The organism is Natrinema longum (assembly GCF_017352095.1).
GTDB lineage: Archaea > Halobacteriota > Halobacteria > Halobacteriales > Natrialbaceae > Natrinema > Natrinema longum.
Genome location: NZ_CP071463.1, coordinates 2,903,908 through 2,928,071, shown reverse-complemented (window position 1 = coordinate 2,928,071; position 24,164 = coordinate 2,903,908). Strand labels below are relative to the sequence as shown.

27 protein-coding genes are annotated in these 24,164 nt (G+C 65.0%); 12 read left to right on the top strand and 15 right to left on the bottom strand.

What is annotated here, in order from left to right; genetic code table 11:
• The first annotated feature begins 1 nt into the window (after position 1).
• From J0X27_RS14420 to J0X27_RS14410, 3 genes are all read left to right on the top strand, one after another.
• Positions 2-424 carry a universal stress protein gene (locus tag J0X27_RS14420; RefSeq protein WP_207269859.1) on the top strand — a complete coding sequence of 141 codons (423 nt, stop codon included), beginning with the start codon at positions 2-4 and terminating at the stop codon, positions 422-424.
• Positions 425-527: 103 nt separating this feature from the next.
• Positions 528-3,746 carry a bacterio-opsin activator domain-containing protein gene (locus tag J0X27_RS14415; RefSeq protein ID WP_207269858.1) on the top strand — a complete coding sequence of 1,073 codons (3,219 nt, stop codon included), beginning with the start codon at positions 528-530 and terminating at the stop codon, positions 3,744-3,746.
• 243 nt (positions 3,747-3,989) lie between these two features.
• Entirely contained in the window at positions 3,990-4,793 is an 804-nt protein-coding gene (locus J0X27_RS14410) for a helix-turn-helix domain-containing protein (RefSeq protein WP_207269857.1), read from the top strand.
• Between the two features lie 260 nt (positions 4,794-5,053).
• On the opposite strand, the gene J0X27_RS14405 is transcribed toward J0X27_RS14410, so the two are convergent.
• Positions 5,054-5,233 carry a DUF5786 family protein gene (locus J0X27_RS14405; RefSeq protein ID WP_207269856.1) on the bottom strand — a complete coding sequence of 60 codons (180 nt, stop codon included), beginning with the start codon at positions 5,231-5,233 and terminating at the stop codon, positions 5,054-5,056.
• Positions 5,234-5,918: 685 nt separating this feature from the next.
• Here J0X27_RS14405 and glmS point away from each other — a divergent pair.
• The gene (gene glmS, locus J0X27_RS14400; protein WP_207269855.1) at positions 5,919-7,730 is read left to right on the top strand and encodes a glutamine--fructose-6-phosphate transaminase (isomerizing); all 1,812 of its coding nucleotides are present in this window, start codon (positions 5,919-5,921) and stop codon (positions 7,728-7,730) included.
• Positions 7,731-7,907: 177 nt separating this feature from the next.
• On the opposite strand, the gene J0X27_RS14395 is transcribed toward glmS, so the two are convergent.
• Positions 7,908-8,078 carry a DUF7576 family protein gene (locus J0X27_RS14395; protein WP_207269854.1) on the bottom strand — a complete coding sequence of 57 codons (171 nt, stop codon included), beginning with the start codon at positions 8,076-8,078 and terminating at the stop codon, positions 7,908-7,910.
• A 130-nt stretch (positions 8,079-8,208) separates the two neighbouring features.
• On the opposite strand from J0X27_RS14395, the gene J0X27_RS14390 reads away from it, so the two are divergent.
• Both J0X27_RS14390 and J0X27_RS14385 read left to right on the top strand, forming a co-directional pair.
• Positions 8,209-9,246 carry a Gfo/Idh/MocA family protein gene (locus J0X27_RS14390; protein ID WP_207269853.1) on the top strand — a complete coding sequence of 346 codons (1,038 nt, stop codon included), beginning with the start codon at positions 8,209-8,211 and terminating at the stop codon, positions 9,244-9,246.
• A gap of 373 nt (positions 9,247-9,619) precedes the next feature.
• The gene (locus J0X27_RS14385; protein ID WP_207269852.1) at positions 9,620-9,835 is read left to right on the top strand and encodes a hypothetical protein; all 216 of its coding nucleotides are present in this window, start codon (positions 9,620-9,622) and stop codon (positions 9,833-9,835) included.
• An 86-nt stretch (positions 9,836-9,921) separates the two neighbouring features.
• Here J0X27_RS14385 and gvpM read toward each other — a convergent pair whose 3' ends face one another.
• The 8 genes from gvpM to J0X27_RS14345 form a co-directional block, all read right to left on the bottom strand.
• Complete coding sequence (gene gvpM / locus J0X27_RS14380) at positions 9,922-10,245, bottom strand: gas vesicle protein GvpM (RefSeq protein ID WP_207269851.1); 324 nt, start codon at positions 10,243-10,245, stop codon at positions 9,922-9,924.
• Positions 10,242-11,183, bottom strand: a complete 942-nt coding sequence (gvpL, locus tag J0X27_RS14375) for a gas vesicle protein GvpL (protein WP_207269850.1) — start codon at positions 11,181-11,183, stop codon at positions 10,242-10,244. The genes gvpM and gvpL overlap by 4 nt, the downstream gene beginning before the upstream one ends.
• Positions 11,180-11,524 (bottom strand): gas vesicle protein K, encoded by a 345-nt coding sequence (locus tag J0X27_RS14370; RefSeq protein ID WP_207269849.1) that lies wholly within the window; start codon positions 11,522-11,524, stop codon positions 11,180-11,182. The genes gvpL and J0X27_RS14370 overlap by 4 nt, the downstream gene beginning before the upstream one ends.
• Entirely contained in the window at positions 11,521-12,141 is a 621-nt protein-coding gene (gene gvpJ / locus J0X27_RS14365; RefSeq protein WP_207269848.1) for a gas vesicle protein GvpJ, read from the bottom strand. Before gvpJ ends, J0X27_RS14370 begins: the two co-directional genes overlap by 4 nt.
• A 103-nt stretch (positions 12,142-12,244) precedes the next feature.
• A complete protein-coding gene (locus J0X27_RS14360; protein WP_207269847.1) occupies positions 12,245-13,159 on the bottom strand; it encodes a hypothetical protein in 915 nt (304 codons plus the stop codon).
• A complete protein-coding gene (locus J0X27_RS14355; RefSeq protein WP_207269846.1) occupies positions 13,156-13,770 on the bottom strand; it encodes an Hsp20/alpha crystallin family protein in 615 nt (204 codons plus the stop codon). Before J0X27_RS14355 ends, J0X27_RS14360 begins: the two co-directional genes overlap by 4 nt.
• On the bottom strand, positions 13,770-14,024 hold the full coding sequence (gvpF, locus tag J0X27_RS14350; RefSeq protein ID WP_207269845.1) for a gas vesicle protein GvpF: 255 nt from the start codon (positions 14,022-14,024) through the stop codon (positions 13,770-13,772). The genes J0X27_RS14355 and gvpF overlap by 1 nt, the downstream gene beginning before the upstream one ends.
• 2 nt (positions 14,025-14,026) lie before the next feature.
• Positions 14,027-14,656 carry a GvpL/GvpF family gas vesicle protein gene (locus tag J0X27_RS14345; protein ID WP_207269844.1) on the bottom strand — a complete coding sequence of 210 codons (630 nt, stop codon included), beginning with the start codon at positions 14,654-14,656 and terminating at the stop codon, positions 14,027-14,029.
• An 818-nt stretch (positions 14,657-15,474) separates the two neighbouring features.
• Between J0X27_RS14345 and J0X27_RS14340 the strand changes: the two genes are divergently transcribed.
• The 4 genes from J0X27_RS14340 to gvpO all read left to right on the top strand — a co-directional run bounded on the left by J0X27_RS14340 (position 15,475) and on the right by gvpO (position 18,269).
• Positions 15,475-16,245 (top strand): CPBP family intramembrane glutamic endopeptidase, encoded by a 771-nt coding sequence (locus tag J0X27_RS14340; RefSeq protein WP_207269843.1) that lies wholly within the window; start codon positions 15,475-15,477, stop codon positions 16,243-16,245.
• A gap of 74 nt (positions 16,246-16,319) precedes the next feature.
• On the top strand, positions 16,320-16,604 hold the full coding sequence (gvpA, locus tag J0X27_RS14335; protein WP_207269842.1) for a gas vesicle protein GvpA: 285 nt from the start codon (positions 16,320-16,322) through the stop codon (positions 16,602-16,604).
• A gap of 6 nt (positions 16,605-16,610) precedes the next feature.
• On the top strand, positions 16,611-17,645 hold the full coding sequence (gvpN, locus tag J0X27_RS14330; protein ID WP_207269841.1) for a gas vesicle protein GvpN: 1,035 nt from the start codon (positions 16,611-16,613) through the stop codon (positions 17,643-17,645).
• Positions 17,646-17,723: 78 nt separating this feature from the next.
• Positions 17,724-18,269, top strand: coding sequence for a gas vesicle protein GvpO, halophile-type (gene gvpO, locus J0X27_RS17985; RefSeq protein WP_224214558.1), 546 nt, complete (start codon positions 17,724-17,726; stop codon positions 18,267-18,269).
• Positions 18,270-18,419: 150 nt separating this feature from the next.
• On the opposite strand, the gene J0X27_RS14320 is transcribed toward gvpO, so the two are convergent.
• Positions 18,420-19,301: a DNA-3-methyladenine glycosylase family protein gene (locus tag J0X27_RS14320; protein WP_207269840.1), complete on the bottom strand. Its 882-nt coding sequence runs from the start codon at positions 19,299-19,301 to the stop codon at positions 18,420-18,422.
• A gap of 141 nt (positions 19,302-19,442) precedes the next feature.
• Here J0X27_RS14320 and J0X27_RS14315 point away from each other — a divergent pair, with 141 nt between their 5' ends.
• Positions 19,443-19,919, top strand: coding sequence for a DUF555 domain-containing protein (locus J0X27_RS14315; RefSeq protein WP_207269839.1), 477 nt, complete (start codon positions 19,443-19,445; stop codon positions 19,917-19,919).
• A 127-nt stretch (positions 19,920-20,046) separates the two neighbouring features.
• Here the strand turns inward: J0X27_RS14315 and J0X27_RS14310 are convergent, their stop codons facing one another.
• From J0X27_RS14310 to J0X27_RS14295, 4 genes are all read right to left on the bottom strand, one after another.
• Positions 20,047-20,283: a UPF0058 family protein gene (locus J0X27_RS14310; RefSeq protein ID WP_097381615.1), complete on the bottom strand. Its 237-nt coding sequence runs from the start codon at positions 20,281-20,283 to the stop codon at positions 20,047-20,049.
• Between the two features lie 288 nt (positions 20,284-20,571).
• Positions 20,572-20,751 (bottom strand): DUF7836 family putative zinc-binding protein, encoded by a 180-nt coding sequence (locus J0X27_RS14305; RefSeq protein ID WP_097380021.1) that lies wholly within the window; start codon positions 20,749-20,751, stop codon positions 20,572-20,574.
• Positions 20,752-20,861: 110 nt separating this feature from the next.
• The gene (locus J0X27_RS14300; protein ID WP_207269838.1) at positions 20,862-21,848 is read right to left on the bottom strand and encodes a transcription initiation factor IIB; all 987 of its coding nucleotides are present in this window, start codon (positions 21,846-21,848) and stop codon (positions 20,862-20,864) included.
• 215 nt (positions 21,849-22,063) lie between these two features.
• Positions 22,064-22,351 (bottom strand): DUF357 domain-containing protein, encoded by a 288-nt coding sequence (locus J0X27_RS14295; protein WP_207269837.1) that lies wholly within the window; start codon positions 22,349-22,351, stop codon positions 22,064-22,066.
• A 345-nt stretch (positions 22,352-22,696) separates the two neighbouring features.
• On the opposite strand from J0X27_RS14295, the gene J0X27_RS14290 reads away from it, so the two are divergent.
• Positions 22,697-24,022, top strand: coding sequence for an FAD-dependent oxidoreductase (locus tag J0X27_RS14290; protein WP_207269836.1), 1,326 nt, complete (start codon positions 22,697-22,699; stop codon positions 24,020-24,022).
• Positions 24,023-24,164 lie beyond the last annotated feature (142 nt).

Sequence of the window (24,164 nt, the reverse complement as noted above, 5' to 3'; positions counted from 1 at the left end):
GATGTATCAGGATTTGCTGCTCGCGACTGACGGGAGCGACGCCGCCCGTCGAGCGACCGATCACGGCATCGAACTCGCGAGTAAACTCGAGGCGACTCTGCACGTGCTATCGGTGTCCGAAGCGGGCCCCCAGGCGACCGAGAAACAGGACCGACTCCGGTCGGATCCCGAAGACGAAGCCGTCTCGGCAGCCGAACGCGCCAGGGAGGCGGCGGATCAGGAAGGCGTCGACGTGACGACGGATATCCGTCAGGGCGTCCCCCAGGAGCAGATCGTCGACTACGCGGAGACGAACCCGATCGACATGGTCATCGTCGGAACGGCCGGCCGATCCGGCCTCGACCATCTGATCTCGGGCAGCGTCGCCGAGGAGATCGTCCGGAACGCGCCGGTCCCCGTCCTCACCGTTCGCGAACGGACCTGATGGGCCAGAGCGCTCGTCCACGCCAGGACGCCACATCGGTGGCTCGAGTGCCGAATCCTGCGGTCGGCGCGAAGGCGAGACCGATACCTAGCGTCCCGATCCGATGAGCGACGGCACCGCAACCGTTCTCGGGGACGTCTCGTGCGTGCTGGTCGTCGGCGACTCCCAATCGGCCGACGACGCGATGGCGGCGCTCGCGACACGGTTCGACCGCGTCTCGCTCCTCAGGGAGCGAACGCTCGAGGGGGCGCTCGAGCGACTCGACGACCGAGAGGTTCACTGTCTCGTCTGTCCGTTCCCAGTCGCCGACGGATCGGGAGCGCCCGACTCGATACTGGCGGCGCTCGCTGCCCGAACCGATGAGCGGCCGATACTCGCCGTGGTCGACGACGAGAACGCCGACCGAGCGCTCGAGGCCGGGGCGACCGACGTCGTCGATCGGGACGCATCGGCGGCGGTACTGACCGCCCGCGTCAGAAACGCCGCCCAGCGGGAACGGTACCGGCTGGCCGCGGCGAACGCGGACCGACAGCCCGGGTCGATCCTCGAGCACGCCACGGCGGTGGTCTGGGTCCTCGATACCGACGGCGACATCGAGTACGCGAGCCCGGCGGTCGAGTCGCGGATGGGGTATACCCCGACGGAACTCGAGCGGACGGCGATGAGCCGTCTCGTCCACCCGGACGACCGCGAGACGGCCCGCGAGACGCGTTCGTCCGTCGCCGCCGCCCCGCTCGGGACGACCGAGCGCGTGACCGTCCGACTGGGCCACGGCGACGGGAGCTGGCACGTCTCGGAGCTTACCTACACCAATCGACTCGCGGACCCGTCAGTCGAGGGCATCGTCGTCACCCGGACCGGCGTCTCAGGGTCCGAGTCGGATACTCCCGCTCGAGCGGGGGTCGACCGGCTCGCAGACGCCTTCATCGCGGTCGGCCCGCGGGGGGAAGTTCAGTACGCAAACGAGGCGGCAGAAGGGTTGTTTTCCGACGACCGAGGGAATGGCGACCGCTCGAGCGGGACGATCGTCTGGGATCGCTTCCCGGCGGAGTTCGGCGAAACGGTCGCCGACCGGATTCACGAGGCGCGGGCGACGGACTCCGTCGTCGAGTTCGAGACGACCGTTCCCGCACTCGAGGGAGCGCTCTCCGTCTCCGTCCATCCTGGCGACGACGGCGTCACCCTCACTGCGAGACAGCGACCGACCGATGCGACGGCTACCGATCGCTCGACGGACCGGGATCGCCTCGAGCTCTACCGGTCCATCGTCGACGCGTTGGACGACGGTATCGCCGTCCTCGAGGGGGAGACGATCCGACTGGCGAACCCCGCTTTGCTGGCACTCACCGAGACGGACGCACTCGCCGGTCGGGACCTCGAGTCGGTGTTCGACGAGGATCTCGCGGCGGCGGTTCGCGAACGGGCACGGTCGCCGGTCGTCAGGTGGGTCGAACCCGCGACGGGCGAACTCGCGACCGACGCGAGCCGACCGGTCGACGTGTTCGTCGCACCGTTGTCGGCTCCCGATCGAACGCTCTGTCTCGTCCGCGACAGACGTGGCTCCCGTGGTGCCGCGCTGTCGACGCTGCAGGAAACGGTCGCGATGCTTCGCCGTGTGGACACGCCGACCCCCGTCCGGGAGACCGTCGCCAGCGCCATCCGCGAGTGTGTCGATGCCGATGCCGCCATCTGGTTTCTCGTCGACGACGGCCGCCTTCGCCCCGCGACAGTGACGGCGGCGACGGACGGACGGTCGGCCAGCGACCGGACATCGTTCGATCCGCCCCCGATCGATATCGACGACACCCCACTGGCGACCACCCTCGAGAGCGAGGAGCCGACCGTTTACGAGTGGACGAGCCTCGAGGACGTGCTCGCTCGGATGGGGCTCCGTGCCGAACGGGTCCTGGCCGTCCCGATCGCAGACCGAGGCATCGTCCTCGCGACCAGCGGGGACCCGATGGCGTTCGACGGGATCGATCTGGGGCCAGTCGAGACGCTGTCGGACGCGGCGGCGATGGCCCTCGAGAGTCTCGAACACGCCGTGGCTCGCAGAACGTGTCGACAGGAGGCCGATCGACTTCGGACGACCGTCGCGCGGACCCAGCGAGCCTGGGAGACGACGCGATCGCTGCTGAACGCGCCCACGCGTGACGCGGTCGAAAGACGGCTTTGCGAGGGGATCGTCTCGTTGACCCCGTCAGAATCGGCCGCCGGAATCGACCTCGCCTGGGTCGGTCGGGTAGAAGACGGGCGCGAGCGGATCCGTCCCCAGACGTGGGCCGGCCGTAACGGGGACGTCCTCGAGTCGGTGTCACTGTCGCTGGAGCGGAGCGACTTCCCGGCCGGAAACGCGGCTGCGACCGGCGAGTCGGTCGTTCTCGACCGTCTCGATACGGACGGTGCCATCGGCAACGACGGCACGGACGAGGCGCATGCGTGGCGGGAGCGCCTCCTGGATCGAGGATTTCGGTCCGCACTGAGCGTCCCGCTCGAGGCGGGCGAGTTCCGCTACGGCACGCTCACTGCGTACGCGGAGGAGCCGGCCGCGTTCGACGACACGACCCGACGAGCCTGCGAACGCCTCGCGTCGATCGCCGGCGAGTCGATCGGCGCGATCGAGCGGCGAGACGCGCTCCTCGCCGATCGGGTCACGGAACTCGAGGTCGTCGTTCGGGGCGATGCCTCGGAGCCGCTTTCGTCGATCGCCCATCGGCTCGGTCATCCCATCGAGTTTCGCGCCGTGATCCCCCGTTCGTCCGGTGGGTCGACGGTGTTTTGCTCGGTTCCGGACGATGCGGACGCGGTTCGGGTGACGATCGAGTCGGTGGCTGCAGTCGATTCGGTCTCGGTCGTCGGCCACGGGAACGGCGAAACCGTCCTCGAGATCGGGCTCCGCGAGTCCGACGACCCGCCCATCGCGCGGACGATCGCGGACAACGGTGGCGTCCTCCGATCGCTGACCCCCGTCGACGATCGGAGCAGGCTCGAGATCGACCTCGGGAATCCGATCGACGTCCGGTCGTTCCTCCGGACACTCGAGACCGTCCATTCGAAAACCGAGCTGGTCGCCCGACGAGACCGGGACCGGCCGCCGCGAACGGCGCGCTCGTTCGCCGACCCGATCGCGGCGCTGTCGGAGCGACAGCGGCGGACGCTCGAGGCGGCCTACTATAGCGGCTTCTTCGAGTGGCCCCGCGAGCACACCGGCGAGGAGGTCGCCGACTCCCTCGGGATCTCACAGCCGACGTTCAGCCGCCATCTCCGAGTCGCCCAGCGAAAGCTATTCGAGTCGTTGTTCGACGACCGACTCGCGGAGTGAGGCGATCGGCTATCCGACCAGCTAGCACCGGCCAGTAGCACGGATTTACCTCGACTCGTCCGGAGGAAATAATGCCTTTCCGCGCCGGCGACCGGCGACGCCGAACGGCCGGATGAATATGTATTGACGGCGATCCCGGCTCGGGTTGGGTGTATAGCGTCTACAATCATAACCTCGGCTCCTAATATGGCATTCAATGAGTGCGTTCGAGGTAAGTGACGATTACGGCGGTCATCTCCCCGGATGGCGGATGGACCCGTGAGTATCGATATCGCCGATACCGAGGACGTCGCCGATACCGGGGATGTGACCGAAGACGCCGGGGCCGCCGAGAGCGCCACCGACGCTGCAGCGCCAGCCGAGACCGACCAGCCCGGAGTCCCATCGACGGCAGATGGCGGCATCGTCGCCCAGCTTCGCCTCGAGCATCCGAACCTGTTCTTGGGTCCGACGCTCCGAAACGCTCCGGCCGTTACCGTCCAGCCCGACTACTGGACGACCGTCGAACCGGACCGAACGCTCGTGTTCGTCACCGTGTATGGCACCACGTTCGAGGCGTTCGAAACCGCTCTCGGGACGGACCCGACCGTCGCCGATCCGGTTCTCGTGGATCGCTACCCGGACAGACGGGTCTACCGCGTCGAGCGCACCGACCGTGCGCTCCCGTTTACCGCCAAAACCGCCGCGGTCGGCGGCCGAGTGCTCGAGTACTCGAGCACTCGAGACGGCTGGCTCGTCCAGCTTCGGTTCCCCGACCGGGACCGTCTCGTCGCGTTCAACGACTACTGTCGGGACATCGATATCTCAGTCACTGTCGACCACCTTCGCGTCTCCGACGAGGAGGACGACGGCGTCGTCGCCCTCACCGACAAACAACAGGAGCTGCTCGCGGTCGCCCACGAGGAAGGGTATTTCGACGTCCCGCGGGGTATTTCGCAGGACGAACTCGCGGATCGACTCGACGTCTCGAAGTCGGCCGTCTCCCAGCGGCTCCGACGGGCGATCGGCGAACTCTGTGCCGCAAAGCTCACCCATCGGAGCCACTGAACCGATTCACACATTGATCGCAACACCGTCATGCGATCGGGTGTCCATCGACTTTCGGTGGCTCCGATAGACCCGACGTTCTCCGGGTGAGCCGATGTTCTCCGCCGGATTCGACCGTGTAGCAGCGACCGCCCTACGGGTGGGTGCTATCTCGTGAGTCCGTGGCGTTCGCCGGAGTCGTATCGGTCGATACGTGTCGAGTCGAGCGCGAGAAAAGGCAAATCGGCGGGATTTACCGGTCAGCGACGGACTGCGGTGGCTTACTCTTCGTCGTCGTCTTTCATCGACCCGAGCTGGTCGACCAGCTCGTCCGTCGAGACGTCGGACTCGAACGACATTTCGCCGTCGTGATCGTTTTCGTGGACGTTAACCGCATCGACGTCCTCGTCGTTGGTCGTCTGCTCTTTTTGTTCGGATTCGTCGTAGCTACCAAAACCCATACTCCTAGGTCCCTCGCCACCGCAAAAGGTGTGCCGGTTTGGTCCATCTCCGTCGCTCGTTCCCGGTCGATACGCGACGATTACCTGACATGACACGGCCGACTCGAGGACCGCCGGTAACCGTTCCGAGCGGCTTCTCGTTCCCGTCTCGGTCCGCGTGGGAGGGCGGTACGTTGGGCCTGCAGTCGACGCCTGGCAACTGCGTACTCGTGTCCGGCAATCACCCGCTCGTATCCGACAGTATCGGTCCCAGTCGGTGCCGACTAGTCGCGTTCGTACCGATCGGGAATCAGCTGTTCGTTTGGCATACGTTTCAACTGATGACAACAACCGACGATAAAGCGCCGCGGGAACGGATCTCACCGAACAGTCGTTGGAAATTACGGATCGCCGCGGAGTTCGGCCACGACGGTCGTCCGCGGCGATACCGTCAGTCAGCGCCGGGGTACCCGGAGACTACGCGATTCAGTAGTCCGTCTATAGTAATGGGTTCGGGAGGGTTGAACACCGTGTATGGCTGCGTACTTCCCATCGTTTCGACCGAGCACCGGGGGTCGGCAGGCGACCACGCCGTCCCTCCGACCGCGGTCCAGGCATCGTCGCGTCGACGGAGCGTCGACTGGAATCGATACCGTGTCCGGGCCACACGACCACACCGAACGGCCCGACGGTCGGTGAGTGGCCGATGTGTGGAATCATCGGCCGCGTCGGCGACGGCAACGCCCTCGAGCCGCTGTTGCGGGGGCTGGAAAACCTCGAGTATCGCGGCTACGATTCGGCCGGCGTCGCCGTCCAGAACGGGAGCGGCATCAACGTCGAAAAGCGCTCCGGGAAGGTCGAGGAACTGAAAGAGTCGATCGGCGAGCCCCTCCAGGGTGACGTCGGGATCGGGCATACCCGCTGGAGTACCCACGGCCCGCCGACCGACGCCAATGCCCATCCTCACACGGACGAAAGCGAGGACGTGGCGGTCGTCCACAACGGGATCGTCGAGAACTACGCCGAACTCAGGGAGCGGCTGGCGGCCAACGGCTACGCGTTCACGAGCGACACCGACACCGAAGTCATTCCGCATCTCGTACAGTACTACCTCGACGCGGGCTTCGACAGCGAGCGGGCGTTCCGACAGGCGATCGACGAACTCGAGGGTAGCTACGCCGTCACCGCGATGGTCTCCGGCGAGCACGTCCTCTATGCGGCCCGTCAGGGCTCGCCGCTCGTCGTCGGGATCGAAGACGGCGAGTACTTCCTCGCGAGCGACGTGCCGGCCTTCCTCGAGTACACCGACAACGTGGTGTATCTCGAGGACGGGGACGTCGTCATCGTCGACGAGGACGGCGTCGAGTTCACCGATCTCGACGGGGAACCGATCACGCGCACGACGGAGACGGTCGACTGGGACCCCGAACAGGCGGGGAAAGGCGAGTACGACCACTTCATGCTCAAGGAGATCACCGAGCAGCCGACCGCGCTGGCGCAGGCGATCGAGGGTCGGATCGATGCCACGAGCGGCCGGATCGGACTGTCCGCGTTCGAACCGGGTAGCTTCGAGGCGATCGACAGCGTCCAGTTCGTCGCCTGCGGGACCTCCTATCACGCCGCGCTGTACGGCTCGCTCGCGTTGAACCAGGCGGGCGTGCAGGCGACGGCCTTGCTGGCGAACGAGTACAGCGTCGCCGCGCCCCCGGTCGACGAGACGACGCTGGTGATCGCAGTCACGCAAAGCGGCGAGACGGCCGACACCCTCAACGCACTCCGGCAGGCCACTGCCGAGGGTGCTCGCACGCTCACCGTGACCAACGTCGTCGGCTCGACGGCCGCCCGTGAGGCCGACGACGCGCTCTTCATCCGCGCGGGACCGGAGATCGGCGTCGCTGCAACGAAGACGTTCTCCTCACAGGCGGTCATACTCACCCTGCTCGGTCAACGCATCGCCACCGACCTCCGCGGGGAGCCGTCGGCCGACCTCGAGTCGTTGCTGCCGGCACTGGAGTCGATGCCGAGTCGGATCCACGAATTGCTCGAACACTCCAACGCCGAAGCGATCGCCGAGCAGTACAGGGACAGCCAATCGTACTTCTTCATCGGCCGGGGCCTGGGCTACCCCGTGGCGCTCGAGGGGGCGCTGAAGTTCAAGGAGATTACCTACGAACACGCCGAAGGGTTCGCCGCGGGTGAGCTCAAACACGGTCCGCTGGCGCTGGTGACCCCCGAGACACCGGTGTTCGCGATCTTTACCGGCCAGGAAGACGAGAAGACGCTGAAGAACGCGGAGGAAGCCCGGACCCGTGGCGCGCCCGTCATCGCGGTCTGTCCCGACGGCCATCCGGCCGTCGAGGCCGCCGACGAGCACCTCGCGATCCCGGAGACCGATTCCGACCTCGCCGGTCTGTTCGCGAACGTCCAGCTCCAGTTGCTCTCTTACCACGCCGCCGACCTCCTCGATCGTCCGATCGACAAACCGCGAAACCTCGCCAAGAGCGTCACCGTCGAGTGACGCCGGGTTCTCCGTCCGTTCCAGCGCGGTCGACCTCGAGTCGCCGGGGCCACCGAAACTGTCGGCTCGATCCGTTTTCGCGGGCACCCCCAGCGATCGCCGCCGCGGGTGCAGCCGGGCCGACCCCAGCACCTCCGTGAGACGCTCTCGGGGACACACGTCTCTCTCGCGTGCCGCTCAGACAGTGTTCGAGGACTCCCACTGTTCGCGACACTCGTCGGTACAGAAGTGTCGATACACGGTCGTTCCGTCCTCGACGGTCGTGATGACGCGCTGTTCGGAAGACGGTCCTACGGGAGTGCCACACTGTCGACACGCTGGTGAGTCCTCGTCGGTCGAGTCAGTCATCGGTTGACAGGTAGAACGAGACCCACTTGAACGAATCCATTGCGGCGGATTCGGCCAGACCGGACGAAGTTGTTCGTGCTTGCCTCTGACGGCCTCCAGAAGGAGGGTACTCGAGCCCGTAGTACGTGACATGAGCCACGGGACAGCACACCCCCCGACTCGTCTCGGAATCGTCGGACTCGGCTACATCGGGACGACCGTCGGCAGCCAGTTCCACCGCCACCCGAACGCAACCGTCGAGGCGATTTGCGATCTCGATGCTGACCGCCTCGAGGGGGTCGGCCGGACCCTCGACGTTCCCGACGACCGCCGGTACGCCGACTACACGGCGATGCTCGAGGACGCGTCGGTCGACGCGGTCCTCGTGGGGACACCCCACACGCTGCATTACGACCAGGTCGTCGCCGCCCTCGAGCGGGGCTGTCACGTCTACTGTGACAAGCCGCTGACGACCGACCTCGAGCGCGCCCGTGATCTCGCCCGGCGAGCCGACCGGACCGACCTGACGGTGATGGTCGGCTATCAGCGACACCTACAAGCCGCGTTTCGGACGGCCCGCGAGCGGTTTCTCGAGCACGAGCCACGGTGGCTGACCGCGTCGATCACACAGGACTGGATCGACGACTCGCGGGGAACCTGGCGGCTCGAGCCGGAGCTGTCGGGCGGGGGGTTCCTGTACGATACGGGGAGTCACGTCCTCGACGGTGTCCTCTGGACGACCGGTCTCGAGCCGGCGTCCGTCGCCGCGAGCATGGACTTTCACGACGACGACGGGCGGATCGACCGTCGTGCCCACCTCGACGTCGAGTTCGCGAACGGCGCGACCGGCACGTTCTCGTTTCACGGTGACGTGCCGTCGGTGCGTGAACACGTCCACCTGTGGGACCAGCAGGGTGCGGTCTATCTCGAGGGGATCCAGTGGGGGTCTCGAACCGTCCTCGAGATCGATTCCGACGCCGGCGAGTACGCCCCGTATATCGATCCCCACGGCGAGCCGTCCCGCGCCGACGCCTTCCTCGAGAGCGTCAGGCAGGGGACCGAACCGCCGGCGACGGTCCGCGACGCCCTCCGGGTGACGGCACTGACCGAAGCGGCATACGAGGCAGCGAGGACGGGAAAGCGAATCACCATCGATCCGCTAGACTCGTCGGTCACGGACGGCGACTGAGGGTGCCGGCCACGAGCCGATCGACGCCACCGTCCCAGCGCGATCGCACCGACCCTCGCTCCCCTGACGCCGCCACTGGCAGGGTCCGTGGTCGTGTCCGCCAGTATGTGCGTGGATCTAACAACGTATTTCATCGAGAAAAATCGGTTTTCGTTAGGGAAACGCGACGTCGAACCGTCGTCGTCGATGCCGACGCTGTCACGCGGTTATGTAGTTATTACTCGCGAGGTTTCGGGCTCGAGCCGCCGTGGATCGTCTCCGGACCCGCCGATCGCCAGCGAAGCGATCGACGTCCCGGTAAGAACGTGATAGTCTCCCGCTCCTTTCGGTTACAAGCCGGATAACTACAACCGGTGACGGCTATCGAACGGGTATGATCACCTGCACTAACTGCGAGACCCCTCAGTTCTTGCAGATCACGCAGAGTCGCGTCTACTTCGAGGACGGCGAGATGATCAACGAGATCTCCGAGACCTACGAGTGTACCCTCTGTGGGGCGACCGGTCAGTACGTCTACGACGACGACAGCGACGAGGAGACCGTCACGGGCGACGTCGAACAAACGACGGAACGCCCGAAGTACGCCTGACGGTCGGCCCCCGTTCGGGGGCGTGGCCGACCCGTTCGCTCTCCCGAATCGAAGACAGGTGTGATTCTCGCCGCTCGAGTTCTCCGTCAGTTCTCCGATTCGTCGCCCGCTTCGACACCGTCGTGAGTACTGCCGATACCGAGCTCGGTCGGGTCGTCGAATGCCCCGTTCTGCTCGCGGTCGTCGTTCTGACGGCGGCTGATTCCCGCTAGTCGTCGATCGGTGTCCCACTCCTCGAAGAGGCCGTACTCGTTCATCGTCTCCATGCCGGCGATCGCCGCCGTGAGTTTGAGTCCCAGCAGCGGGATATCGGCAACTGAGACGATGACGTCCGCTCGGAGGATCGCACCGTCTCTGAGCAACACGTCGAGGACGTCGACGAGCGCCTCGTCGTCCCGTCGCGGTCTCATGGCTGTGGGTTCGCGTGGTCGGTCGGGGACGCGTCCCCGTCGTCGTCACCGCCCAGTTCCGGCGCGAAGGTATACGGCGGCCACGGTCCCGTAAACCGAACCTCGAGGCCCTCGTTTGCGGCCACGTCGTCGAGTATCGAGCCGATCGCTTCCTCGTCGTCCTCGTGGGCCAACAGCGTGAGCCGACAGAGGGTCTCGCCGTCGTCGGCGTCAGTTTCCGAACCGCTACCGGCCACGTCGTTCGAGAGTTTCGCACTCGGTGACCGCTCGAGCGCGTGGACTTCGCGCGCCTCGGTGGCCAACCGCCGTTCGAGGTCCGCGGTCAGTGACTCCCGTCGAGCAGCCCGGAGTTCCGTCAACCGCTGCTCGAATTGCTTTTCGAGCAGGAACGCGGTCCCCTCCTGAGAGTCGCCGATCTGCTCGTCGAGTTCGCGCAAGCGGTCGTCGCGTTCGATCAGCGCCTCGTCACTGATCGGGTCGACTTCGACGACCTCGACGCGATATTCCCAGTGGCCGGCCAGTTCGGAGAGGGCCCGCTCGAGGGTGTCCGACTCCTCGCGGAGCCACTCGCGGACGCCGTCGTCGTCACCCCGGAGGATCGTGTCGAACTGGAACGGGATCGGGGTCCCGAATGCCCGCCCGGCGTCGTCGACGACCGTCTGGTGGCGGACGAGCCACCGCCTGATCTGTGCGAGATCCGCCGAGTCGTAGAGCCCGTCACACGCGTGGACGACCGCGCCGATGTCGCCCTCGACGACGATCGAGACGGGTTCGTCGTCGACGCCGGTCGTCTCGAGGGCGGTCGCCTCGTCGGCCCGGACGATACAGTAGAGGTAGCGCCCCTCGTCGATCGTCGGTGCGTCGGTCGGCTCGTCGGTCGCCTGGTCCTCGAGTGCCCCGAGGCGTTCGCCAGGAGCGTCGGAGCCGTGGTCGCTCACTCGTCGTCACCTCCGAACACGGAGTAGCCGGGTTGTTGCACGCTCGTCGGTTCGCCCTGGAGCTGTTCGATCGCGTCGTTGACCAGGCCGTCCAGATCGCTCCGGAGATCGTCGACGCCGCTTTCGATCCCCTCGTCGGCTTTGAGCCGGTCGATTTCGGCCTCGATCCTCGCGAGTTGCGTGCCGAGTCGCTCGATCTCCTCCTCGGAGAGGTTCCCCGACTCCATGCGGCGAACCGCCTCCCGCTCGAGGGCTTCGATCAGGATCTCGACGACGGCGACGACCAGCGTCATCAGCCCGTCGCGTGCGTCCTCGCCGTCGCCGACGTCGATCGCCGTCACGGCTCCTCGTCCTCCGATTCCGCCGCTGCTTCCGGCGCTCCCTCGCCGGTTTCGGACTCGTCGGGCGATTCCGCCCCGTCGTCGCTCGAGTCGGTCTCCGATCCCGCCTCGTCACCCGATTCCGCGTCGGACCCCGACTCGTCACTGAGTAGCTCGAAGCCGCCGCTGGTGGGACGGTCCGGATTCGGTCTGGCACCGAGGTGCGCGCTCACCCGCTCCTCGTCACCGACAGCCGAGCTACGCCCGCTGGAATCCGTCGAACCGTCGTCGCTCTCGCTCGCGTCACTCCGCTTACGATCCGTCTCCGACTCGTCGGCCGTGACGTTGACGCCTCTCGTCGGGTCGATCACCGGGTTCGGCCGGTCCACTTCGGCGAGTTCGGGATCCCCGGCTGCTTCGGCGACCCGGCGCATGTCCGTTCCCTCGGGGAACTCGAGGCCGTACTTCGCCGCCGTCTCGAAGGAGGCGATCGCGGCCCGAACCTGGACGCCGAGCAGTTGCGTGTCGCCGATCGAGACGGCGATGTCGGCGTTGATGACGATCCCCTTGTCCAGCAGCATTTCGACCACTTCCGCGAGGTCGGTCTTCTGGCGGCTGGGCTGGAAGTCATGTACCATCGGGCTCACCTCCGGTGTCGGGTACTCCTCGCTCCGAGTCGGTCGTCGGGCTCACCTCGCGGCCGCGTACGCGTCGGTTCAGTAGATCGGTCATGGTGGTAGCTCAGTCGTTTCGCCGCTGTCGCTCTCGCTCGAGTTCGAACCGACGGCCGTAGATCCGCGTCCGGCTAGGGGCCGTCGAGAGCTTGACGTCCTGGGGGACCGTCGAGTAGCGGGCTCCGCCGCCGAGATCGCGTCGGTCGGTGGGGATCGTCGACGACGCCGTCGGGTTCCGCGAGTTCGTGCTCGTGTCCTCGGTCCGCATCTTCTCGCGGTTGAACTCGTAGAGTCGCTCGAACGTTTCGTGGGTCTCGAGCAGCGCCGTCCGGAAGGCGTCGATTCCGCGCATCGCCTGCTGCTGGATGGCGACCTGATAGGCCTCCGGATCCTCGGCGACGTCGACGTCGCCCAGCGCCTCTTTGGCTGCGGAGCCGGCGTCCATTCCAGTGCCGAGGACCCCGTCCTCGTCGTCGCCGACCAGTCCGCCACCGTCCTCGTCGCCGGTCACGACGTCCGAGACCGCGTCTTCGACCATCCCGGCGTCGTCACCGTCCTCGAGGTCGTCCAGCGCGTCCTCGAGCTCGCCTTTCTCCTGCCAGATGTCGCCCAGGTCCGCGGCGTTCCAGGCGTTTAGCAGGTCGATCGCGTCGAACAGCGCCGTGACGTCGGCGAGATCGCTCACGCCCTCGTCCTCGTTCGCCAGCACGTCCGGAATCTCGCCGAGTTCGATCGCCTCGAGGAGTTCGTCCCCGTCGACCGCGTCCGGCAGCTCGCTCAGATCCATCACCTCCAGCAGTTCGACGGTCTCCTCGGCGACCCGCACGAGGGTCTCGACGTCGCCCACGACGGTCTCGAGGGTCTCGTCGTCGAGGTCACCGATCACCTCGTTCTCGCCGAGGGCCGTTTCGAGTCGGTCGAGGCCCGCTTCGGCGTCCTCGAGCAACGCGTCGAACCTGTCCCCGGGCTCGGCGTCGCTCACGGTTCGTCCTCCGTGGTTTCGTCCGCCCCTGTTTCCGCCGTCTCGTCACCGTCCTCGCTCTCCGCCGTCCCCGGCCTGACCCGGACGGTGAGCACGCCGTTTTTCATCATCGCCTCCGAGGAGTTCTCTCGCCAGGGGATCTCGATACGATCGAGTTCGCGTCCCTCGACGGCGATGACCAGCATCGACTCGTCGAAGCCGACCGTCACGTCGTCCGGATCGGCACCGGCGACATCCGCGGTGACGACCAGTTCGTCGTCGTAGCGACGGGTCGACACGGTGTGGTCGCTCGAGGGGCCCGACGATCGGATGCGGCGCGTTCGCGACCGATCGCCGTCACGGCCTCGTCGCTCTTCGCCACCGGACGGGGTGCTACCGAGTGGCGAGTCGTCCGCCGAAAGGTCGTCACCGGAGCGAATCGAGATGTCGTAATCGAAGATCGCCCGATCGCCCCGCCGACGCCCCGAGGTCGATGTCGACCCGCTCTCGAGCGATTCGAGCGCGGACAGCAGGCTCGAGAGCCAGTGCTCGTCGTCGTCGATCCGACTGTCGTCGGATCGGTGGTCGTCGTCCGATTCGTCGCGGTCGTCCGGCGGGACCCTATCGCTCATTATCGTTTTACCTCCACGCGGCCACTCGAGAGCCGCTCGTGGACGTCACGGGCGATCTCGAGTTCCGCCTCGAGTTCCTCCTTGCGGCGGCGATACTCCGCCTCGGAGCGTTCGCCGAGTTCGTACAACAGCTGGTTCTCCTTGAGTTCGTCCTCGAGGGCGTCCACGTCGTACAGCTCGTCGAGCGCGATCGTGTGAAGCGCGTCGATGATACCGACGAACGGTCGAAACAGGAGGTCGTCGAGGACGAACATGGTTATTGCTGGGCTCCGATTTTCACGTCGACGAAACTGTACGGCGCGAACGGACCCGTGTACTTGACCATGAGGTCGTCGTGCTCGTCCTCGAAGCGGGCGATCGCGTCGTCGAAGCGTTCACGGTCGGATTCCGCGACGAGATACGAGCGGTTCAGGACGAGCCGATCGCTGAACAGATCGTTCGCGACCGACTGTGTCGCGATCGGCTCGAGCAGGTCGGCGACCGCCGTCTCGATCGCCTCGCGGTCGACGTCGGCGTCGGCCTCGCACACGAGTTTGAGGCCGAGTTCGATCTTCCCCTCGATGTCGTTCATCGCGCGCCTGAACGCCGGCCTCGCACCGCGCAAGACGTTCTTCAGCGCCCGGTCGCTCTCGAAGGCCATGCCGAACTGCATCGGAACGACGGTCGTCCCGCCGTCGTAATCCATGATCTCCCGGAGGACGTCGTCGTGACGCTGGGCGTCCTCGTCCGTCTCTTCCGGATCGGTGGTGTCGATATCCGAGACGACGGCACCGAGTCGGCGGTGGGAAATCGTGTACACGCGCTCGGCCCCGGCGACGGCGTCCGTCTCGAACTCGACCGTGTCGCCGTCGACGATACCGTAGACGTATCGGTTGGCCGCCGTCATTGTCCGCTCACGCTCCGCTCTCGGCTTCGGGCTTGTGTGCGAGACGCTACGTCTAGATACGAGCCGCCGCCTGCGTTGCGATCGATCGCCGTCCCGCTCGACCGACCGTCAGGCGGTTGTGTTCGGGGACGCGGGAACGGCTTCGATCGACGGCGAGTACGTGGGCGTATCATGGCATCGGTAGTCGCTCTCGAGTTGCCCGGCAACTATCGACACTCGCCTCGCAGACGAGGTGCCTGTGAGAGTATTCGCGGGGACTCGAGAACACGTCACGTGACGTTCGCTGGCCCGACGCCTCATCGTGTTGCTTGCAGTCGCAGCGTTTGCCACACGTGTCCTCGACGAGAGCGCCGACATCGCGGTGTCGCCACGCGGCAACCTCTCCTGTTGTACCGCGGGAGTAGTCCCCACCGGTCGGACATTGGTCGTGGTAACTCGATCGTTCCATCCGACAGTATCACCGAGCCGAGTCGCCGAAATCCGAAAACGGCTGGGGACGCTCGAGTGCGGTTCCAGCACTGACGGCTCATCTTTCAGTCCGGAGAGTTTCCGTCCCTGAAACTGTGGAGCGACGTATACCACTATCTGCAACGTCGACGTGAGTACAAGTGCAGCCGAATACGTCGCTGAGATCGATCGTCCGAAGAGTGCTTCGTGGAACGACTGACAGCCGCGTGCGTGCCTCATGGCGTCTCCTTCTGGGCACTGTCTTGACGGTCGGCAGTAGCCTTGTGGGTGCATTGGCCGTCCAACGGGCGTCGATTCCTCCGGTCTTCGAGCCGTTAGTGGGCCACGCTTTGGCTGTTATCGCCGTCCTGATGACGATCAGTATCCTGGCTCGATACGTTGACCGGCGACACGTGTCGGACTACGGCTTTTCGCTGTCCCCGACCTGGACAGTCGATGTCATCGCCGGGACCGGCCTCGGTATTCTCCTCGTCGGCATCGCGTTTGGCGTTGCCTCTCAGCGAGGGACGATAACGATCGTCGAGACCCTGTCCAGCGGGGCGTTCGATTCGTTCGTGGTCGGCATGGGAGTCGCGGTCGCCGGCTGGGTTCTCGTCGGGTTCTGGGAAGAGACGCTGTTTCGGGGCGTGTTTATCACAAACGCCGCCGAGGGGTTGGCCGCTCGCGGACTCCCACCGTCTTTCGTGCTCATCGGTGCGTGGGCAAGCAGTTCGGCCGTCTATGGGGCTTTCCACGGTCCGTTGGGGTCCCAGCCGGACGGAGTTGGGCTCGTATACGCCCTCGCGATGACCGCCGTCATGGGCGGATTGTTCGGGCTCGCGTACGTGTTGTCCGGCGAGTTGGCGTTTCCTATCGGACTTCACGTCGGAATCAACTTTGCGGAGGTGACGCTCTTTTTCGGCGAACCTGGCGGCGTCATCGCATCACTCCTCCGCGTTGAACGGACGGCGACCGCATCGGCCGTGCAGTTCCAGTCGCTCGATCCGATGGTCATCTTCCCGGTCTTTCTGCTCGGCTACGTCGCCGTCGTCGGCTGGTTTTATCGTCGAGGCCGGACGCTTTCGATCGCCGTCTTGTCGGACAGCAGCGACCCCCATCGACCGGCGTCACAGGAACGCTAACTGACCGCCGATGACCGACGTGCTTGCAGTCGCAGTCCAAGTCGTGTTACGAACTGCCAGTCAACGTCCGTTGCATGGCGCAACCACAACGAAGACCCGACTCCTCGAGTCTCGCGGAGGTACTGGACCGCGTCCTCGACAAGGGCGTCGTTATCGACATCTGGGCGCGAATCTCGGTCGTCGGGATCGAACTCATAACGATCGAGGCCCGCGTCGTGGTCGCCTCGGTCGACACCTTCCTCCACTACGCGGAGGAAATCGCGAAAATAGAGCAAGCCACCGCGGAAGGTGACCTCGAGGAACTCGAGGAGCTCGAGGTCGAACCCCGCGCGGAATCGTCCCCGAAATCCGCGGAGTAACTCCCCATGGCTGACGACGCCTCGCGCAAGCGCAAGGTCCGCGGAAAGAAGATCAGGGCCAGCCGCGAGCAGAAGGAAGGCCGCAGAGCGAAGAAAGAGCTCGCGCGAACGGCAGCGAACGTCGGCGAACGGCACGATGACAGCCCCCTCGCCGATCCCGAAACGGTCGTGCCCGAGCCGTTCGTCGAGACCGACGCCGTCCGGACCCTCCAAGAGCGGATCACGGGCTGGCTCGAGGCGGATCAGCCGATTCACCTGATCGGGCCGACGGGCTGTGGCAAGACGGCGCTCGCGCTGTCGGCCGCCGCCGAACGCGGTCGGCCGGTCGTCTGGCTCAACGGTGACGAGGCAGTCGACACCGCCGCACTCGTGGGCACCCACGCCGGCGGCGAACGCTACGAAGAACACGACCGATACGTCGGCGGCGTCGACAAGAAGACCCAGATCGTCCGCGAGCGGTGGGTGGACAACCCGCTGTCTGTCGCCGTCCGGGAGGGCGCGACGCTCGTCTACAACGAGTTCTCGCGAAGCGATCCCGCCGCTCACAACGTCTTGCTGTCGGTGTTCGAGGAGGGCGTTCTGGAGCGACCCGGCAAACGCGGCGAGGACCGGACGATCGACATCCATCCGGAATTCCGGGCGATCCTCACGTCGAACGACGCCGAGTACGCCGGCGTCCACGAACAACAGGACGCGCTGCTCGACCGGTTCGTCGGCGTCCACGTCGACTACTACGACGCGGAAACCGAACGCGAGATCGTCGCCACACACGTCGACCTCTCCGCGGACGACATCGCGAGCGTCGTCGAAACGACGCGAGCGCTTCGGGACGAACTCGAGATCGTGGTCGGGACCCGTGCCGCGATCACCGCCGCGAAAGGGCTTGCCGTCTTCGACGGCCAGGGCGAGCCCCGGGAGGCCGGGGAGTTCGGCGACGAGACGCTGACCAACGTCTTCACCGACGTGCTCGCACCGAAGATGGCAGGGGACGGCGAGGGCGACATCGACGAGCTGCGAACGCAGATCGCCGAGACGATCTGAGCGACGCAAAGCGACGGAACCGACCCACACGGTCCATCGGCGACCGAGTCCGACGACACGGAGCACGAATTCAGACCAATGGCCGAAGCCGACACGCAATCACAGGAGCAGTGCAAGGCCCTCACCACGGACGGCGAGCGCTGCTCGCGGCCGGCGCGAGAGGACGGCTTCTGCTACCAACACGACGAGAGTGATCCAACAGTGAGCGACAGTCAGGCAGCCCAAGAGGAGGAACAGGCGGACGAACAGGCCGAATCCGGCGACATCGAGGAGCCGCGATCCCGCGGGACGGCTACCATGACCGCCGAGGAGATGACCGACCCCGACGAGGTCGACGCCGACGTCGATACCGATCGGGAAGAGATCGCCGGCGTGCTCGCGGTCCGACAGACGGTCCAGTCGACGGCGAGTCAGCTCATCGGCCACGAGTTCGACGGCGTCAGCGAAATCTCGCCGACAGACGACGGCTGGCGGTCCGTCGTCGAAGTCGTCGAACGCCGAGCCGTTCCCGACACCCAGGACATCATCGGGCGCTACGAGATCGAACTCGACACCGACGCAACCGTCCACGGCTATCGGCGGGTCGACCGGTACCGGCGGGGCGACACCGCCCAGTTCGAGTGAGCCTCGAGCGAGTCGCTCTCGAGGGGACTCGAGTGACAACGGTATCCGGCCTGTCGCTCACTACCGTCCGCTCGATCCCTCAGCACAATGACTGTTATCTCGAGTTCGTACGAGTCCGCCCGTCCTCAGCCGCCGGTGCAACAGGGAGACTCAGTTGCCGGTTCGCAAGTGGTGGAAGACGTACGTCTGGGCGTAGCCGGCGTGCTCGTTCCCGAAGCGCTCGCGAATCGCCCGCGACGTTTCGGCGTAGGAGCCCCGATCGCAGTCCGGATAGTACTCCTCGATCGCGGACTTGATCCAGGTATCCAGCGGCACGGCCTCGTCGAACCCGAGCGAAAAGAGGAGGACACAGTCGGCGACCTTGTCACCGACGCCGACGAACTGGGTCAGATACTCCCGAGCCGACTCGTACTCGAGGTCCCGTGCGTCGGCCGGATCGGCGTCGCCGCTGGCAACCATCTCGGCGGTCCGGACGACGTAGGGGGCCCGATAGCCGAGGCCCAGCTCGCGGAGGTCGCTTTCGGTCGCGGTCGCGAGTTGCGCCGGCGTCGGGAACGCGCGATAGGTCCGACCGTCGAACGCGATCTCGTCGCCGTACTCGCGGGCCAGCGTCGACACCATCGTGTGAATGCGACCGACTCGCATCTGTGCCGAACAGATGAACGAGATCAACGTCCCGAAGGGCGGATCCTGAACGATTCGCATCCCCCGATGGGCCTCGTAGGCCTCCGCGAGCAGGGGATCGTCCGGTCCGGCCGCGACGATCGCCTCGAGGTCGTCGTCGAGACCCAACAGCCTGCGCACGGTCGGCTCGGCGTCGGCCGTCGACTCCCACTCGAGGCGACCATCGCGAGTCCGGACCCGGATCACCGCCCCGTCGACGACCGTCGAATACCACGTTCCGGGGGCCGGCGTATCGGTGTACATGTCGCCGTCCTCCCGTCGCCACAGGTAGCTCTGCCCGCTCTCGAGCGTTCGATACAGATCGAGTCCGCCGGCGAGTTCGTCGAGTGGGATCGTCCCGGTTGCCATTCGCTTGCCCCTTCGACGGGGTGGGCTTTTGCCTTTCGGACCGGGCGAGCGAGACGACGCTGTCGGGCGTCCACGGGAGCCAGAGCGGGCGTGCAGCCGTTGGGGCGAACCTTCTTACTGGAGGCGATACAATGATTATGTATGAATTGCAGGGTCGTCGTCGAAGCTGCCGTGCCGGTATTCGACGTTGAAACGGAAGACGAAGCGATCCGTATTGCCATTTCGAAGACCGGCGAAATGTTGAACCCTGACCTCAACTACGTCGAAATCAACATGGGCGAGCGGACGTCCCCATCGGGTGAGGAGCTCCCACCGGCGTTTATCGCGGCCGACGAAGCGCTCGTCGCGCTCGAACTGGAGATGACCGTCTTCAACGTCGAGCGGGAGGAGCACGCCTCGCGTATCGCACGCAAAGAGATCGGGCAACGCCTCGAGAACATCCCGCTCGAAGTCACGCAGATCGACATCCTCGAAGACGAAGACGCCGACGACGAAACGGACGAGACCGACGAGTCGTCGGATACCGACCGGACGGAGACGACTCCCACCCCAGACGCCAGTGACGACGACGCCGACGACGAGGAGATCCTCCCCGAGTTCGAAGACCTCGTCGAATAATCAGTAGCCGTTCGTCTTTCTTGGCACCCGTGATGTGAGAAGGGACTGCCGTTGACTCGTGGCTCCGTGTATCGGACGCAGTCTCGCCAGTTGTCGTGTCGATCTATCCGAGGATACGACGAGAATCTCAGTCCGCGGTGGCGGGGACTGCTTCCTGCTCTTCTTCGCGCATGTTCTTCGTGATCCCGCCAGCGAGTGCAAAAACAGCGGCTTTGTGGTCGGTTTTCGACTTGTGAATGGATGTCGGCCGGATCCCCTTCGATTCGTACGTTTCGAGGTCGATCTGACAATCGTCCCACTCGGCACACTGATTGGATACCTCCGCAAGAAGGCCGTGAAGGTGAATGAGCTCCTGTTTCTTCATAACCATGCAATCCTATCCACTGCAGGGTTATATTATTATCTTGAGTCGCGTTAACACGCTGTCCCGCCCTGCTGACCGGAGTATCATCGATCGAAACGATTCGAACGCCCCTCCTACGTGAAGAAAACAGTATCATAACAGCGTGTTACGATCGTATTTACCACAGTAACCAGCTCTTTCAGACACCATCCGAACACGCTCCCTCCGGGGACCGAAACTGTAGGTACTGCGAGAACGACGGGTTCAAAACGCTGCTATCGGAACTGCCCTCGAAATCGAGACAGCAGCCTATCCGAGTTGTTTCAGCGTCTGTAGATCGCGATCCGTTCGCATGAATTCCGCGGTCCGACGAGAGGCATGACAGTTCGGGCAGTGAAACATTTCGGCGGCCGCGGGGAGTTCGTCCGGAGACACCTGCCAGTCTTTCGCACACTCTGGACACAACAGTTGGACGGTCGTCTGGTCCATGGCACTCCCTTTCACACGAGACATGAAAAGCTTTGTCGCAGTTCCGTTCGACCGGAAACGCCACCCGCGTTTGCGGACCGACAGATGTCGACGCGACGGTAGTTCCTCGTTTACGCGGGTGCAGCCGTGTCCGATGCCTCGAGCAGTTCCTTGTACCGGTTTCGGATGGTGACTTCGGAGATGCTCGCGACGTCGCTGACCTCGTTTTGGGTGACTTTCTCGTTGGTCAAGAGCGCGGCGGCGTACACTGCCGCGGCAGCGAGGCCGACCGGCGACTTGCCGCTGTGGACGCCCTCCTGACGGGCCGACTCGAGCAGGTCGCGGGCCATCCGCTCGGTCTCGTCGGAGAGATCGAGGTCGCTGACGAACCGGGGAACGTAGTGTTCGGGGTCTGCCGGCTTGACTTCGAGGCCGAGTTCCCGGATGATGTAGCGGTACGTACGGGTCAACTCCATCTTCTCGACGCGGGAGACGGCCGAGATCTCGTCGAGGCTACGCGGGGTCCCGGCCTGGCGGGCGGCGGCATACAGCGACGCGGTCGCGACGCCTTCGATCGAACGGCCTGGCAGCAGATCCTCCTCGAGTGCGCGACGGTAGATGACCGACGCGGTCTCGCGGACGTTCTCGGGGAGCCCGAGCGCGGAGGCCATCCGGTCGATCTCGCCGAGTGCCTGCTTCAGGTTGCGTTCCTTGGAGTCGCGAGTGCGGAATCGCTCGTTCCAGGTGCGCAGGCGCTGCATCTTCTGGCGCTGGCGGCTCGAGAGCGAGCGGCCGTAGGCGTCCTTGTCCTGCCAGCCGATGTTCGTCGAGAGCCCCTGGTCGTGCATCATGTTCGTCGTCGGCGCACCGACGCGGGACTTTTCGTCCTTTTCGGCGGCGTCGAACGCTCGCCATTCGGGGCCACGATCGATCTCGTCTTCCTCGACGACGAGTCCACAGTCCGTACAGACCGTTTCGGCGTGTTCGTCGTCGGAGATCAGTCGGCCGCCACATTCCGGACAGTGCTCTTGCTCGTCGGTCACCGACGTCGTTTCGTCTTCGGTTTCCGTCTCGGTCTCTCGTTCGTTCGTGTAGGTTCGGATGCTCGTATCTGTCATTGTGTCGGGTGGGTTACTCGGGGCTCCCGGGTGGGGTAATCCAGAAGAAACCCGGTCGCCTCGGCTAACATAGGGTAAGGTCGTAAAGCATATAAACGTTTCGCCTACTTTATAAACTAACTGGATTTGCTATTATATAGGTTCCGGTTACATAGTGATTAATCGTTTGGAATCTGCGGGAGAGGAGGCGGGATCGATCCGACACGCCGTCCAACTCACTCGACAGTAAAGAGGTGACCCTCTCTCGGCACATCGAACAGCCCGACTCGGGCCCCGGCGTCGAGCCACGCGTGCCCGTACGAAAACGATGCGAGTGCATTGACCAAGTCGGCTTGCTCCCGGAAGTGATTCCCATCCTCTAGATACGACGACGCCATCTCGTAGCAGTCGGCGGCCGCTTCGGCCATCGGCGTCCCCTCAGGAGGCGCTATCGTGGCCGCCTCAAGCGCCTCCGCGAGCAGTTCGCCATAGCGGTCCGTCTTTTCCTCGAGATCCGCTGCCATGGTCGATCCAGGTCGTTCGCGTTCGTAAGTGCGTCGTCTCGGCTGCTTCTCGTCGTCGCTGGTCGGGGCCGACTCGTCCCCGCTGACTGCCAGCCAGCTCGTACACTCTCCGATCCGATTCGGATCGGAGCAAAACGTCGTGCTCGAATTCGCTCGAGCAACCCCGCTATAGTAGCCACTGAAAGTCATTGCACTCCTGGTCGCACGACAGCGTTGCGATCAGTGTGTAAATCGGTTCAGTTGCTACTAGATACTGACCGAATCGAGAACGGACGGCCGTCCTCGCGAGGGGGAGCGATTGCTGAGAACACAAGGGGTTTAGTCGCTCTCTCCCAAACGTGACCCATGACCGATCAGCCACGCGTCGAAATCTATACTAAAACGGACTGTCCGTATTGCGAGAAGGCCAAGGACCTCTTCGACAGCAAGGCAGTCGAGTACGAGACGTACAACGTCACCGGCGACGACGAACGCTTCGAGGAGATGGTCGAGCGCGCGGACGGTCGCCAGACCGCCCCCGAAGTGTTCATCGACGACGAGCTGATCGGCGGCTGGGACGACACCGCCGCGCTGAACGAGACGGGCGAACTCGACGAGAAACTCGGCATCGCCACGGAAACCGACGAGGAAATCGTCGAGCATCGCAAACTGATCATCGCCGGCACCGGCATCGCCGGTCTGACCGCCGCTATCTACGCCGGCCGATCGAACAACGAGCCCCTGGTCATCGAAGGCGACGAACCCGGCGGCCAACTTACCCTGACCACCGACGTCGCTAACTACCCAGGTTTCCCCGACGGCATCGGCGGTCCGGAGCTGGTCAACAACATGAAAGAGCAGGCCAAACAGTTCGGCGCGGAGCTACAAAACGGCATCATCGAGTCGGTCGATGACTCGAGTCGGCCGTTCCGCGTCGAACTCACGAACGGCGACGTCTACACCGCCGACGCCGTCATCGCGGCCTCGGGTGCCAGCGCCCGAACTCTCGGTATCCCCGGCGAGGACGAACTCATGGGCTACGGTCTCTCGACGTGTGCGACCTGTGACGGCGCGTTCTTCCGCGGCGAGGACATGCTCGTTGTCGGCGGCGGCGACGCCGCCATGGAGGAAGCAACCTTCCTCACGAAGTTCGCCGATACCGTCTACATCGCCCACCGCCGCGAGGAGTTCCGCGCGGAGGACTACTGGATCGACCGCGTCCACGAGAAGGTCGAAAGCGGCGAGATCGAGATCATGAAGAACACCGAACTGATCGAGATCCACGGCTCCCAGGCGGAGGGCGTCGACCACGTCACCCTCGTCGAAAACGAGCAGGGCCACCCCACCGACCGCCTCGACGACCCCGAAACCGAGGAGTTCGAGTTCGACGTCGGCGCGGTCTTCTTCGCGATCGGCCACACGCCCAACACCGACTATCTCGAGGGCACCGGCGTCGAAACCGACGCCGACGGCTACCTGAAGACCACGGGCGGCGAGGGTGGCGGCCAGACCGAAACCGACGTCCCCGGCATCTTCGGCGCTGGCGACGTCGTCGACTATCACTACCAGCAGGCCGTGACCGCCGCCGGGATGGGGTCGAAAGCCGCACTGGACGCCGACGAATACCTCGAGAACCTCGAGCGAGCCGACTCGAGCGTCGCGGACGCGGAAGCCGCTGCCGCAGACGACTAACTCTTCTCCGCTATCGCCGCGCGCTCGAGCGTGTGGGTCGGGGTTCTACGGTCCGCCGTCGCGTTCGGACGCTCCGGAGAACTGGGCGCTCCCGAAGACCGTAGCTCGCGAACGACCACTACACCGGATCGTGAGTCCGGAT